A 14,325-nucleotide genomic window follows, 5' to 3' on the forward strand; every position below is an offset into this window, starting at 1 on the left:
CTAGGTTCAGGGTGCAGCATTCGGTTCCGACCGCGTATTGGCAAGTCGGTCCACGACGCCATGCGTCGTAAACCGATCATGTGCGGGAAACAGCGTGCCCGAGATACACGTGCCGGGCGGGATAGGGGCCAAAAATGATTGTGACATTCTGGCGTCTGGCTTTGCAGCTGTCGCGCCGCCTGTATTTCCGGGTTCTGATGATTGCATGTCTGGCGCTGATTTCGCTGGGCGTTGCCAAGTTGCTGGGGCCGGTCATTCCCGACGGGTTCAGCGATATCATCGGCGCCAAGGCGGTGGACCCGATCCTGACCACGCTGGCGGCGTCGATGTTGTCGGTGACGATCTTTTCCCTGACGATCATGACGGCAACCTATCGTAGCGCGTCGTCGCAATGGTCGCCGCGCACCCATGTGATCCTGCGCGATGACACCACGACCCATTCGGTGTTGGCGATTTTTGTCGGGGCCTACCTGTTTGCGTTGCTGGCGATTGTGTTGCGGGCCACGCATTTCTTCGGCGAGCGTGAAATCGTGGTGCTGTTTGTCTTTACGATCCTGGTCATTGCGATGATCCTGTTGTCGCTGGTGCGCTGGATCGCCCATCTGGACAAGCTGGGCAGTCTGGAGGAGACCGCCGATCAGGTTCAGCAGCGCACCGAAACCGCCATGCGCGCCCTTGCCCGGACCCCGTGCTTGCGGGCCCGGGCTCTGACCGATTCCCAGGCCGGGGAACTGGGCCGGTTCTACCCGGTGCGGGCCAAGACACCGGGCTATATCCAGCAGATTTTTCCCGAACAGATGCAGGAAGCCGCCGATGCCGCCGAGGCGCAAATCTATGTCACCGCAGGCATCGGCAGCTATGTGCAGACTGGTGATGTGCTGGCCTATGTCGCGGCCGAAGACGGAGAGGACAAGCTGGCAGGCGAAGTGGAGTCCGCGATCCTGATCGCTTCGGCGCGATCGTTTCAGCAGGATCCGGGGTTTGGCCTGTCGGTGCTGTCGGAAATCGGATTGCGGGCATTGTCGCCGGGAATCAACGACCCCGAGACCGCCATTGCCATGGTGCATCGCCTGTCGTCGATGCTGGCCCTGCTGGATACGGTGGCTCGCGATGACGACGCGGCGCGACTGGATCGGGTGTGGATGCGCAAGCTGGATCTGGAGGCCTTTTTCCGGGGCAGTTTCGATCGTCTCGCGCGCGAAGCCGGGACTGCGGTCGAGGTGCATCTGGTCATCGCCGACGAATTGCAGAATCTGGCGGAACGGGACTCCCGCGCGTTGGCGGTGGCGAGCCGGGCCAGTCGGGACCGTTGCGCCACAAGGGCCAGGCGGGCGCTGCAGGACGATCCGGATCTGGACCGGTATCTGGCGGCTATCGGTCAGGTTTGATCCGGCATCCGCCCGCCATCGGGCGATGCGGACGGAGGGCTATAGCGGGCGGATTTTCAGCCCGGTCACCCTGTTGCCCGCGCGGGCGACAACTTCGAATCGGAAGCCGTGAAACGAGAACACCTGTCCGGTCGTCGGGATCATCTGGGCCTCGTGGATCACCAGACCGGCAATGGTGTTTGCCTCGTCATCGGGCAGATTCCAGTCGGTCGCCCGGTTCAGATCGCGGATCGTCATCGCGCCGTCGACGATGTACTGGCCGTCTTCGGTGTCGACCATGGGCACCTCGGAATCGGGGTCGAACTCGTCGGTGATTTCGCCGACGATCTCTTCCAGGATGTCCTCGAGCGTGATCAACCCCTGCAGGCTGCCATATTCATCCACCACCAGCGCAAAATGAGTGCGCATGCGCAGAAACTGGCGCATCTGTTCGTCCAGCGTCGTGGTTTCGGGCACAAAATAGGGCGGCTTGGACACATCGGAAATTTTGAACCGGCTCAGGGGCTTGGCCGCGCCGTGGGCACCGCTGATCTGGTCGTACATCGCGCGCAGCAGATCCTTGGCATGGACCACCCCAATGATGTTTTCCGGCTCGTTGCGGAACATCGGCAGCCGGGTATGGGGGCTGCTCAGGCATTGTTGCAGGATCTGTTCGGGGGTGTTGTCGGCGTCGATCATCTCGATGCCGGAGCGGTGCAGCATGATTTCCTCGACCGTGCGGTCGCCCAGGTCCAGCGCGCCCAGGATGCGGTCGCGATCTTCCTTTTCCACCACCCCTTCGGAATGACCCAGTTGCAGCGCGCCGACGATTTCTTCGCGCACGGCCAGGATATGGCTGTCCGGGTCGACCTCGACGCCAAAGACGTGCAGCACGCCGCGGACCAGCAAGCGAACCGCCGACACGATTGGAGCAAAGACCATCACCACCAGCGAGATCACCGGGGCGACGGCGGCGGCGGCCTTTTCCGAGTTGATGATGGCGTAGGTCTTGGGCAGGACCTCGGCAAACACCAGCACCAGCACGGTCATCACCAGCGTGGCCAGGGCGACGCCGGTTTCGCCAAAGGCGCGGGTAAAGAGCGCCGTAGCCAGCGAGGTGGCCAGAATGTTGACCAGGTTGTTGCCCAGCAGCACGGAGCCGATCAGCCGCTCGTTGTCTTCGGTGATTTCCAGCGCCTTGGCCGCGCCGTTTGACCCCTTGTCGGCCTGGGTGCGCAGCTTGCCGCGCGACGCGGCGGTCAGCGCGGTTTCCGAACCCGAAAAGAAGGCGGACAGAACCAGCAAAAGCAGAATGGCCCCCCCGGTCATCCAGAAGGTGGTGTCCAGCACAGTCGAGCTTGTATCCATTTCAGGTGCAATCGTTCCTTGTTCCGGCATGGTTATGGGGCCGCCGGAGATGGCAATCAAGGGGGTGTGGGGTCACGTTTCGGGCTTGGGGGGGTGTGCCAGCGGATGGTGTTGCAGGACCAGCTCGGTCAGCCGCTGGTCCAGCACATGGGTATAGATCTCGGTGGTGGCGACGTCGGCATGGCCCAGCAGCGTCTGAATCGAGCGCAGATCGGCGCCGTTGGCCAGCAGATGGGTGGCAAAGGCATGGCGCAGGGTGTGCGGCGTGACCTTGTCCGGGGGCACGCCGCCATTGACGGCCAGTTCCTTGATCAGTTGAAAAAACCGGTGACGGGTCAGGTGCCCCGCCTTGCCGCGCGATGGAAACAGGAAGCGCGACGGACTGCCGCCTTTGGTGACGCTGTCGGTCTGGGCCGCGTCACGGGCGCGCAGCCAGTCGGTCAGCGCGGCGCGCGCCGGAGGCGACAGGGGGACCATCCGCTCTTTGCCGCCTTTGCCCAGAATCAGCAGCATGCGTGGATCGCCCCGCGCTGCGGCCACCGGCAGGGTGACCAGTTCGCTGACCCGCATCCCGGTGGCATAGAGCAGTTCGACAAGGCAGGTGTTGCGCAGCCGGTCGGCGGCGGTGCGACCGGTGGTGCGGGCCGCCTCCAGCAGGCGGTCGACCTCGGCCACGTCGAGCGTTTTGGGCAGGTGCTTGTCGCGGCCCGGTCCCTTGATCTGAATCGCAGGGTTGTCGGCCCGCCAGCTTTCCTCGAAGGCAAAGCGGTAGAGCTGCCGGATTGCCGAAAGCCGCCGCGCGCGGGTGGATTTGGCCAGCCCCTGCGCATCGCAGTGGATCAGGTAGGCTTCGATCCGGTCGCGGTCGGCGGTGGCAAAACTGCAATCGCGTCGCAGCAGCCAGGCGGCCACATCCTTGAGATCTCGGCCATAGGCCAGCAGCGTGTTGGTTGCTGCGCCCAGTTCGGCGGCCTGGGCCTCGAGAAAGGTCGAGATCCATTGATCGGAGGACTGTGGCGCACTCATGTTCAGCGCCTTCCGCGCAGCATCAGCTGCAATGAGGCACGCCGCGCGGTGTCGTCGAGCCCGGCGGCGCGAAAGGCTTGCAGAGCCCGGCTGAGCTGGGTGGGATTGCCACGGGCACCGCTGTCAAAATCACGAATCGCGCGCAGCAGGGTTTCGCCCAGCCGCGGACCGTCGGGCGTTACCGGATCGGGGCCGGTCCCGGGCGAAAACCCCTCGGTGATGGCGGCGGCCGTGGCGTTGGGAGGCGGGACATCGGCAGGGCTGCCGCGTGTCAGCGCCGCCAGAAAGACGTGCATTTCGGTGTCGGTCGGCAGATGGGTGCCCGCCGCTGCATAGGCGGGCGACAGCAGCTGGATATGCCAGGCCAGTGCGCGTGCCGTAGGGTCCGTCAGCGGGACCGCCGCAAGATCATTGGCGAACAGGTCGGCAAAGGGGCTTTCCAATTCGACCTCTTGCATGGCGCGCCAGACCGCAGGCAGCGTCTTTGTGACGGCTTCGGCATTGCGGGCGCGCAGGGCGGTGTCGAACTGCTGGACGGCCTGAACCCGGTCCCAGACCCCGCCCGAGGCCGAGGGGCGGCGGTCGGTGTAGAGCCCGAGCAGTTGGTTGGGGGCCAGGGCTCCGACGCGGGCCAGCCGTTCTGCGGCTTCGATCTGGGCCTTCCAGCCCGCGATGTCGCGCAGGTCTGCGGTGGCAAAGGCACGGGGCAGCGAGGCGGTTGGCAGGCGTTCACCGATGGTTTCAAACAGGCGAAAGGTCAGCGGATCCGGGTCGTGCGGTGCGGGCAGGGGCGGTGCGTCTTCAAAGATGTCCGGGCTGAGGAAACGGTCCAGCAGGTTCAGTTTTTGCAGCGGCAGCAGCTCCAGCGCATGGGCGGTCTCGAGTGTCAGCGCGGCGGTTTGCCAGTCGCCGCCCCTCGCATCGCAAAAGATGCGGGCGGCATAATCCGGTGCCAGATGCGGCGCGCGTGCCAGCACCGCACAGCTTTGATCTTCGGTACCGGTCAGCAGGGTGGCGTCGAACCAGCGGCGGAACAGGGCCGGGCTGCGCGTGGGGCCGGCCTGTTCGGCCAGTGCCAGTGCCGGATCGGTGGCCCCCAGTTCCAGCAGCCGGTCGATGCGCGCCAGCAACAGCGGTTCGTCGGTCGCGGCGCCGCCCGGAGGCGCGCTTTCGGATAGCAACAGCGTATAGAGAAGGGTCTGCATCGCAGCGGTGCCGCGCACGGGGACCTTTGCAATCAGATCCACCAGATCGTCGATCTCGCTGCCCTGCCAGAGGGTTACGGGCAAGCCGGTGACATCGGCAGGCACCAGCCCCACCACGTCGGGCAGGCGATCCAGCGGGCTGACGTCAACTTGCGGCTGTACGGCGGTTTCGCTGACCGGGGGTTCCAGCCGCAGATGCCCCGCGCCCGGCGGCGGATGCTCGCCGAGCCATTCGATCACCGAAAGGGGTTCTTGCGCCGTGGCCGCCAACGGCAGCGACAAGGCGATCAGTGCCGCCCTAATTTGCATCCAGCGTCACCGGCACCCGGATCTCGCTTTGCGGTGCCGTGAAGTCCGAACCGAACCACGGGCCCAGATAGGCATAGCCAACCACGCCGATGAAGGCCAGGCATAGAAGGTAAAACAATAGTTTGATCAGTTTGCCCATCATTTTTTAGCTGCCCCGCTTTGGTGTTTTGCCTAAGTTATATATGGCCTTTTCCGCAAGATCACGTCATTCAGGAAAAAATGAGCGAAATTGAGCACAGCAGCAATAATTTGCCGTCCCTGCGCCCCTCCGGGCGGTTGAAAAAGACCGTTGTCATGGTTGGCATGATGGGCGCGGGCAAGACGGCGGTGGGGCGTGCCCTGGCGGCGCGGCTGCTGGTGCCATTTCTGGACAGCGATGCCGAGATCGAGCGCGCGGCCAACATGACTGTGCCCGAGATATTCCAACGCGATGGCGAGTCGTTCTTTCGGCAGAAGGAAAGCCAGGTCATTGCCCGTCTGCTGGACCAGCGATGCGGGGTTCTGTCCACCGGCGGCGGGGCGTTCCTGGCCGAGGCGAACCGTCGGATGATCACGCAACGCGGTGTGTCTGTCTGGTTGGATGCGGATTTGGGCGTGTTGTGGAACCGGGTGCGGCACAAGGATACCCGCCCGTTGCTGCGCACATCCGATCCCAAAGCGACATTGGGCGAGATTTTTCGCGCGCGCGTGCCGATCTATGCACAGGCCGACCTATCGGTTGTGTCCGATGGGCAGGCCTCGATCGAAGACATGGTGGATCGCGTGGTCAGGGTTCTGGCGACGCGTCCGGACGTATTGGAGCCGTACTGAATGCAACAGACCGTTCATGTCCCGTTGGGCGCGCGCGCCTATGACGTGGTGATCGGCCCGGGCCTGATGGCAGGGGCGGGCACGCGGATGGCCCCCCTGTTACGTCGTCCCAAGGTGGCGGTGGTGACCGATGAAACCGTTGCGGCGTTGCACCTGCCGGCGCTGCGCAACGGGTTGGCCGCCGCTGGGATCAAGGTGGACGCGCTGGCCTTGCCGCCGGGCGAGGCGACCAAGGGCTGGCCGCAGTTCACCCGCACCGTCGAATGGCTGCTGGCGGCCAAGGTCGAGCGCAACGACATCGTGGTCGCGCTGGGGGGCGGGGTGATCGGCGATCTGGCCGGGTTTGCAGCCGCCGTGCTGCGTCGCGGCGTGCGGTTCGTGCAAATCCCGACCTCGCTGTTGGCGCAGGTGGACAGTTCGGTGGGGGGCAAGACCGGGATCAACGCGCCGCAGGGCAAGAACCTGATCGGGGCGTTTCATCAGCCGAGCCTGGTGCTGGCGGATACGGCGGTGCTGGGCACACTTGCGCCGCGCGATTTTCTGGCCGGGTACGGTGAGGTGGTGAAATACGGGCTGTTGGGGGATGCCGGGTTTTTCGACTGGCTGGAATCCAATGGCCCGGCGCTGGCAGCGGGCGATATGGCTGCGCGGGTGCAGGCGGTGACGCGCTCGGTTCAGATGAAGGCCGATATCGTGGCGCGCGACGAGACCGAACAGGGCGACCGGGCGTTGCTGAACCTGGGGCATACGTTCTGTCACGCGCTCGAGGCGGCGACGGGCTATGGTGACCGGCTGCTGCACGGTGAAGGTGTGGCAATCGGCTGTGCGCTGGCGTTCGAACTGTCGGCGCGGCTGGGCCTGTGCAGTCAGGAATGCCCCAGTCGGGTGCGCGCCCATCTGCGGGCCATGGGGATGAAGACCGACCTGTCCGATATCGCGGGAGACCTGCCGGGTGCAGCGGCTTTGCTGGATCTGATGGGGCAGGACAAAAAGGTGGTGGACGGTCAGCTGCGGTTTGTCCTGGCACGCGATATCGGGCAGGCGTTTGTGACCGCCGATGTGCCGGGAGACAGGGTTCTGGAACTGCTGCAAGACGGGTTGCGGACGCGGGCGGCTTGACCGTCAGCCGCAATTCGCGAAGATATTGGATTGAACAAATCCCTTTCTTGGCCTGAAGGTAGCCGAGGTTTTGCGCGGCGTTCCGCTCCTCAAGCAACCGCCGGGTATTCCAGCGAAGGTGCTCGCTTCCCTTGCGACATTGTGGTGTCGGCCAGACATTCGATCATCATGCGGATGTTCTTTGGTCCAGGTGTTCGGCGTCAATATCCCGACCCCAAAATTGAGCGAGCCATGCGATCGCGTCAGCTGTTGGATGGTTGCTATTCGCGCGGCCACCGCGAAACGCGTCGGGTCTTTCGCTGCCCTCTCGTGTCTCTTTCCGGCTGTGAACCGGCGTGCATGTTTGGATGCCCCCTTCAATGCAAGGATTCTCTGACTTTCTGAGCGTGTGATCGGGTGCGGTCATGTTTCAGGCCTCTCTGGTGCGGCCATGACATGCCGCGGGCCGGTATGGTGATGCGCGGATCGGAGGCCTCATCAAAATTCCGAGCTCGAGCTCGTTGCACGCCACAGGCTTCCCCGTTCCGGATCTAGTCGATCATTTGCCCATACAGATCGTCGTCCTCCTCACATCGCCGACACTCCGGCAGTCTTGGTCAGCAAACCGCGCCAGCCGGATCTCGGTATTCTTCATTTCGAACAAGCATGGCCCAGACCATTCGAGCCATCTTGTTGGCCAGGGCGATGGCGACCAGCATTCGTGGTTTACGAGCCAGCATTCGAGAAAGCCACGAACCTGGCCGACCTCCATCTCGGCCCCGCCAATGCACGACGGACATGGCGCCCACGATCAGCAAGCGCCTGATGTCGCGCTGGCCCATCTTCGACGTGCGGCCAAGTTTCTGCTTTCCGCCGCTTGAGTGCTGCCGGGGAACAAGACCGAGCCAGGCCGAGAAATCGCGAGCCCGGCGGAACTCGCGCAAGTCGGGCGCGAAGGTTGTGATCGCCATGGCGCAAATCGGTCCAACCCCCGGCATCGTCTGAAGCTTGCGCGCGACATCGCTTTCCTTCGCCGCAGCCGCAATGCGGGTGTTCAGATTGTCGATTTCGGCGCTTAGTCCGGCGATCCGGTCGAGGTAGAGCCGCGCCATGTCTCTGACAAGGCCTGGAAGGCTTTTATCTTCTTCGATGCGCACGGCGAGGTGATGGACATTGCCGATACCTTTTCCCAGAACGATACCATGTTCGGCAAGGTGCCCCCGGAGTGCATTCACCAACTGGGTGCGCTGTCCGACAAGCAGATCGCGGGTGCGGAAGAGCATTGCCTGCGCTTGCTGTTCGGCAGTTTTCACCGTGACACCGCGCATCGTCGGGCGCTGCGCGGCCTCGGCGATAGCCTCGGCATCAGCCGCATCGTTCTTTTGGCGTTTTACGAAGGGCTTCACATAGATTGGCGGAATAAGCCGAACCTCATGGCCGTGCCGTGTCAGTTCCCGGCCCCAGTAATGTGCGGTCCCGCAGGCCTCCATTGCCACGACGCACTGCGGCAAACCCGCCATAAACTTCAGAAACTGCGGCCGTGATAACTTCTTGCGAAACAGGACCCTCCCATCCGCCGCAGCTCCGTGAACCTGGAAGACCTGTTTTGCCAGATCAACGCCAACGATGCTAACCTCATCCATGGATGCCTCCTCTTTCTATGGTGACTTCAACATCACCATCTTGGCACATTGCGATGCCGTCGGGTGGGGGCATCCACTCCATCAAAATTGACCCACCTGTTTTCGTTAACATCCGCGTAAAAAGTGCGGAGGAAAAAGCGGGTGAAATTGATGGAAAGCGTGTCGAAGATCCCACGATGGGTATTGGTTGAACATCGCCTGCAAGTTGCGTGATGAAGCGACGGTCGGCTTTCTGATTGCCGAATTCGATATTGAATAGGGGTCATGAATTCTGGACCCGGTTCAGGCTTGGCAGGCTCTGTCCGCTGAATATGACCGTTTGAATGTCCCGGCTAAGGATCGCCGCGAGTTTGGCGAGCTATACACCCGCAAAAAATTCCCCGGCGTGAAAGGCTCTCGCCGCACGACACGGGCGTTCCGTCAGCACTATGACCCGATGCCCCTAGACGAGGCACAAAACCGGCTGGCTGACGCGATGCGCCGCGCTATCGGGGATCGTGACAGGCCGCGACTGACTGGAATACGGATCACGGCAGGTGGCGGCAAATCAACGGCGGCGCTGCGCCAGCTTGGCGTTGAAAAACGGTATATGGATAAAATCGGTTTCATGTTCATGGCCGACTACTATGTGCCGACACATCGGCTGGGCGACGAACTGGCCGCAAAGGCACAGGCCGAAGGTCTTGATGCCGTCGTCGAGAAGGAGGCTTACAACTCGATGCGAGGCGGGCCTTCGCGTCCAAGGGCCAATCTGTCTGTTGGATAGAAATCAAGTCTGCCTCCAAGGCATCGGTTGATGGAGGCATGTTTCATAAGTGCCGGTCAGGTGACCGGGTCAACCGGAATTGTTTGGAGTAAGGCTACGCAGGTGACTTCTGGAAAGACACCTAGTTATCTACTATAGGTGGTGGGGTGCAGAAGATATTTGAGCAAATATTGCGGTTGAGGCAGCGAGTAGGGACGAATGGAAGCAGGTCTTGTAGTTGAAAAAATCGAGTTCGCAGATGGAAGCGAACTGCCCCTTAAACCCGGATCGGTCACGATTGTTACCGGCCCCAATAACTCGGGCAAGAGTACTTTCCTACGAGATATCGACAAGCACTTTGGCTCGGGCCGAGGAAAGAAGGGCTATACAGGTTGGATCGCCCGGAAAGTTGAATCAAAGCTGCTTGGAACGCCGAAAGAATTCTTGGATCGATTTCATGAAACTGAAGCGTATGATGCTGAGGAAGATCGGTTCAAGTTTGAGAAGGGTTACAGTGGCGGCAGTTACAAGACCTCTACTTTAAGGAGTGCTGTTGCGAAGGGCAGACTTCCAAATAGCGTGGAGGCGTCCTTTAGAAAGTTCTTGCCTGCACACGAGCGACTTCACGGCACCGGTTACAACAACACAATCGATACCGCGATAAATCAGATTTTCTCCAACGAAGCGCGCGAGATCGCACTCAGCGACATCTTCAAACGGTCTTTCGGTATTGACCTGATCCTAGACAGGACTCTGACCTGAGACCTTAAACCTCCTCCACTTTTGAGTAGGATCTGTCCCAAGCATTGGAGACGGAATATGAAGAAGTCACGATTTTCAGAAGAGCAGATCATCGGGATGATCAAAGAGCAGGAGGGCGGTGTCCCAACGGCTGAGGTATGCCGCAAGCATGGCATCAGCACAGCGTCGTTCTACAAATACAAATCGAAGTTCGGCGGAATGGACGTGTCCGATGCCCGCAAGCTGAAGGCGCTTGAGGATGAGAACGGCAAGCTGAAGAAGCTGCTGGCAGAACAGATGCTGGATAACGCCATGCTGAAGGATGTGAACTCAAAAAAATGGTGACGCCCGCGGCAAAGCGGAAAGCGGTGGTTCATCTTTGTGATCAGCACGGGGTGAGCCAGCGGCGGGCGTGCGATGTGTTGGACGTGGATCGGTCGAGTGTGCGGTATCGCAGCATCCGACCAGATGATGCTGACCTGCGCAAAGCCATGAAGGATGTGGCTGCTGAACGTCGGCGCTTCGGTTACAGGCGCATACACATCATGCTGGAGCGTCAAGGCATCTACATGAACCAGAAGAAGCTGCGGCGTTTGTATCGCGAAGAAGGGCTCCAGGTGCGTAAGCGTGGTGGCCGGAAACGCGCCCTGGACACGCGCCGCCCGATGATCGTGCCAGAGACCATCAATGAGCGTTGGAGCCTGGATTTCGTTTCGGACGCGTTCACAGATGGACGCAGGTTCCGCGTTCGGGCGATGGTAGATGATTTTAGCCGTGAATGTTTGGCTCTTGTTCCGGATACATCGCTGTCGGGCGCGCGGCTGACGCGTGAATTGGACGCTATCATTCAGGTGCGCGGAATGCCGAAGACAATTGTCAGCGACAACGGGACCGAAATGACCAGTTCAGCGGTTTTGAAATGGTGCCAGAAAACAAAGATCGACTGGCATTACATCGCTCCAGGAAAGCCAACACAGAACGCTTTCATCGAGAGTTTCAACGGCAGTTTCCGCGATGAGTGCTTGAACGAGACGCTGTTCTCGTCCCTCGCAGACGCCAGATCAGAGATCAAAAAATGGAAGGAGGATTACAACCGAAACCGGCCGCATTCGTCGCTGGCAAATCTCACGCCGAACGAGTTCGCAGACAAAATGACGTTGCAAAAGCAGGCCGCATGAGGCCAGAAAACAAAACCCGGATTCTCCCAAAGGCTGGAGGAGAGATGGGTCTCAGGTCACGTGGATTTTACAGTTTTTGTCAAGAATCCACCCCGGGCAAGAGATCGAACGCCGTAACTAGCTGTTATATCCTAGATATTCTCTGAGGATTTGCCGAGGTGGATTCCCCGGTGAGATCCAGTTTCGCTAGCGAAATGCCGCGCCAAGCCCCCCCCGTATAGGTATGGGGCCCGGGAGGAACCATTGAGACGGGGTATGACCCTCTACTGTGGGCTGCGCAGTCCAAGGTTCTCACGGAAGCGTTCGATTTCGTCGGCCATTTCGGCGCCACTGTAAACCAGAGATGTTTCGTGGCGTGCGTATCTACCAACACGATCCGCACTCAACCAATTGAAGGAGCCGATGCAGAACACGTCTTCATCAGCCGTAACGATCTTACTGTGAAGCTGTCTGACTGGATGAAAGTTGACGCCAATAGCAATAAGTGCTGCTTCCGCATCATCGAATTGGTTGACGCCGTCATCATTAATTTTGTCGTTCAGGACCGGATCTGCGTAAACATCAATCCTCACGCCACGCGCAGCGGCGTCCCGCATCAGCGACAAGAATCCATTTTTCTCCATCGTGCTTTTGATGGTCCACGGACTGACAATCTCCACCGTCTTTTGTGCGGAGGTGAGAATGTCACGCAGGAATATGTCATGATCATCGGCATCGCGGAGCATCTTTACTTCAGTTGCTCTCTTTTTGAGGTCTTCCCGCGGTTGGACGTCAAACTCGAGAGCGTTTTCGGACCTCGCAAACAAAAACGCACTCAGCACTCCTCGTGGACTGCCATGAGGTGCCATTGAAAAAAGGTCCATGTCGCCGAAGACGAGGAAGTTGTCCTTTGCGCGTGACACCGCCACGTTCAGCATTGAAGTGGAGCTGTCGATAAACGACCCGTCCACGCCTTTGACATATGCGGGGGAAAACAAGACAATGGGACGCTCGGCTCCCTGAAGTGAATGCACCGTGCCGATGGTCATGGCGCCCGCGCCAATTACACGAACGCCAACAGCGCCACAGGCCTGTCGCAACTCCTGAGCTTGTTTGCCAAAGGGAGTGACGATCGCCAGAATATCTTCGAGCTTTTGTTGATAGTGACTTTCGAGGCTGTCGCGGTGGGCCACAAGCCAGGCAGCAATAGTCTGCGCTTCCGCTGGGTTGAACCGGCTGCCGCCAGCGAAGTATGCGGCTCCATCGATGTGAAGGTAACCCATCGGAGGAAGATCGATGCCTTTGGCCGGACCACGTTTGGGCTGCAAATGCCCGCGGTAGCAAAGTGCGTTGCTGAATTCGATGATCTCGTCAAAGCAGCGTCGGTGCTCGAACAGGTACAGACCGCGGTCAAGATCCGGGTACGGCTGGTAGCGACAGGCGTTCTGGGCACAGGCCATAACGCTGCCGGAGTGGGAGAGAAAACCGGACGACAATACTTCCGTCAGCGCAGTTTCGTCCATTTCTTCCGGTATGACATTGAATTTTGCCAGGTTGCCAAGATCAATCGACTTTGGAATGCTGGAAATCGGCTCGATCTGTCGGGTGTCCCCTACGACCAAAGCCTGTTTAGCTAATGCCAGAGATGGCGCAGCGATTTCCGGCAGAACCTGTCCTGCTTCGTCGATGATCAATAAGTCAATGAAGTCATAAAGATAGTCATCGACAAAGGCGTTGCCACGTTTGGCCCGGCAGGTCATCTTACCCGGAAGCGTCGCGAAAGTGGCGACGGCGCATGGCGTCAGCATCATTCGGCGGTGCCAGCGCGGAATGACGGCTTTTTTGCCACTGCGTTTCTGCTCCTTGTCAATATCTGGGAGAACCTTCTCCATCTCCAAAAGCCATCGCCCTTCCCAATAATGCGTGGCGAGAAGAAAGAGTGGAAAGCGGACGTGGCAATCGGCAAAACTATCGATGTCGTCGATTTCGGAATCAGCGAGATCCGCAGAAAGCTTGGTCACAACCAACTGATATCGCTCACCGGCAGCCTTGGCATCTGTAAGCACGGACTTCGCCCGTTTGACGGACTTTGTGGCGGTTTCCGCTGTGGACCTCGCTTCAGACTTTTGATTTTGAATATCGGTTCCGGCTGCGGACACTTTGTACAGTTGGTCTGCCAAATCACCAAATCCAGCCTCACGAAAAACTGTACGGGCTGCGGCAAGACGCTTGCGGACGACAGAAGGCAAAAACGAGAAAAAGGCCAAAAGCGCAGACTCGTTTGCGACATGACGGTCCCACCGCTGCGCAAGTTCTTCAACTTCTGTCAGACTGCTTTGTGCCTCGGTCAGGCGCGTTTGAAGCTCACTCAGTGCCGCGCCGGGATCATTTCCCAATTGGGACCTTAAAGCCGTCTCAGATTGCAACTTTTCCGCATGCGCTTTATCAATGTTGGTCATCTTCGAAATTTGCGCGTTGATGCGATCCCGCAGACGTTTTGTTACTTCCTGTTGATTGTCGCTGAGAACTGACCCGGCATTGTCACCGAGACTTGACCCACCCAGCTGTTATGTTCTTTGCGTCATGATGGCGTCAATGCTGCTGTCTCCTTTCGTTTCTTTTTCGCTGTCTCCGAGCTGGCCTTGAACCGATAGCTGTCATTGCCGGTCTCCAGGATGTGGCAGCGGTGGGTAAGGCGGTCGAGTAGCGCGGTGGTCATTTTCGCATCGCCGAACACGCTGGCCCATTCGCTGAAGCTCAAGTTCGTGGTGATGACGACGCTGGTGCGCTCGTAGAGTTTACTGAGAAGGTGGAACAACAACGCGCCTCCCGAAGCGCTGAACGGCAGATATCCCA

Annotated in this window: 13 protein-coding genes; 6 read left to right on the forward strand and 7 right to left on the reverse strand. The window is 59.9% G+C overall.

Annotated elements, in window-relative coordinates; translation table 11 throughout:
- Positions 1-134: 134 nt before the first annotated feature.
- A complete protein-coding gene (locus NANH_RS26760) occupies positions 135-1,388 on the forward strand; it encodes a DUF2254 domain-containing protein (RefSeq protein WP_051372525.1) in 1,254 nt (417 codons plus the stop codon).
- 39 nt (positions 1,389-1,427) lie between these two features.
- Here the strand turns inward: NANH_RS26760 and NANH_RS0120745 are convergent, their stop codons facing one another.
- The 4 genes from NANH_RS0120745 to NANH_RS28995 form a co-directional block, all read right to left on the reverse strand.
- A complete protein-coding gene (locus NANH_RS0120745; RefSeq protein WP_027263775.1) occupies positions 1,428-2,735 on the reverse strand; it encodes an HlyC/CorC family transporter in 1,308 nt (435 codons plus the stop codon).
- A gap of 72 nt (positions 2,736-2,807) precedes the next feature.
- Positions 2,808-3,761, reverse strand: a complete 954-nt coding sequence (locus tag NANH_RS0120750) for a site-specific tyrosine recombinase XerD (protein WP_027263776.1) — start codon at positions 3,759-3,761, stop codon at positions 2,808-2,810.
- 2 nt (positions 3,762-3,763) lie between these two features.
- Positions 3,764-5,275 (reverse strand): hypothetical protein, encoded by a 1,512-nt coding sequence (locus tag NANH_RS0120755; RefSeq protein ID WP_027263777.1) that lies wholly within the window; start codon positions 5,273-5,275, stop codon positions 3,764-3,766.
- Positions 5,265-5,417, reverse strand: a complete 153-nt coding sequence (locus NANH_RS28995) for a hypothetical protein (protein WP_154665587.1) — start codon at positions 5,415-5,417, stop codon at positions 5,265-5,267. Before NANH_RS28995 ends, NANH_RS0120755 begins: the two co-directional genes overlap by 11 nt.
- A 77-nt stretch (positions 5,418-5,494) precedes the next feature.
- Here NANH_RS28995 and NANH_RS0120765 point away from each other — a divergent pair, with 77 nt between their 5' ends.
- On the forward strand, positions 5,495-6,085 hold the full coding sequence (locus NANH_RS0120765; RefSeq protein WP_027263778.1) for a shikimate kinase: 591 nt from the start codon (positions 5,495-5,497) through the stop codon (positions 6,083-6,085).
- Entirely contained in the window at positions 6,086-7,204 is a 1,119-nt protein-coding gene (gene aroB, locus NANH_RS0120770; RefSeq protein ID WP_027263779.1) for a 3-dehydroquinate synthase, read from the forward strand. It begins immediately after the preceding gene.
- 596 nt (positions 7,205-7,800) lie between these two features.
- Here aroB and NANH_RS0120775 read toward each other — a convergent pair.
- On the reverse strand, positions 7,801-8,826 hold the full coding sequence (locus NANH_RS0120775; protein WP_027260448.1) for an IS110 family RNA-guided transposase: 1,026 nt from the start codon (positions 8,824-8,826) through the stop codon (positions 7,801-7,803).
- Positions 8,827-9,145: 319 nt separating this feature from the next.
- On the opposite strand from NANH_RS0120775, the gene NANH_RS0120780 reads away from it, so the two are divergent.
- From NANH_RS0120780 to NANH_RS0120795, 3 genes are all read left to right on the forward strand, one after another.
- On the forward strand, positions 9,146-9,592 hold the full coding sequence (locus tag NANH_RS0120780; protein WP_139236702.1) for a hypothetical protein: 447 nt from the start codon (positions 9,146-9,148) through the stop codon (positions 9,590-9,592).
- Positions 9,593-9,790: 198 nt separating this feature from the next.
- Positions 9,791-10,333, forward strand: a complete 543-nt coding sequence (locus NANH_RS0120785; RefSeq protein ID WP_027260450.1) for an ATP-binding protein — start codon at positions 9,791-9,793, stop codon at positions 10,331-10,333.
- A 57-nt stretch (positions 10,334-10,390) separates the two neighbouring features.
- Positions 10,391-11,490 (forward strand): IS3 family transposase gene (locus NANH_RS0120795; RefSeq protein ID WP_245601485.1). Its coding sequence is split into 2 segments (ribosomal slippage): positions 10,391-10,640 and positions 10,640-11,490, totalling 1,101 coding nucleotides; the frame shifts between segments, so codons are not numbered across the junction.
- Positions 11,491-11,753: 263 nt separating this feature from the next.
- Here NANH_RS0120795 and NANH_RS26765 read toward each other — a convergent pair.
- On the reverse strand, positions 11,754-13,928 hold the full coding sequence (locus NANH_RS26765; RefSeq protein WP_051372526.1) for an AAA domain-containing protein: 2,175 nt from the start codon (positions 13,926-13,928) through the stop codon (positions 11,754-11,756).
- A 122-nt stretch (positions 13,929-14,050) separates the two neighbouring features.
- On the reverse strand, positions 14,051-14,325 hold a 275-nt coding region (locus NANH_RS26770), incomplete at its 5' end, for an ATP-binding protein (protein ID WP_036050169.1).

It is taken from the genome of Sedimentitalea nanhaiensis DSM 24252, from assembly GCF_000473225.1.
GTDB lineage: Bacteria > Pseudomonadota > Alphaproteobacteria > Rhodobacterales > Rhodobacteraceae > Sedimentitalea > Sedimentitalea nanhaiensis.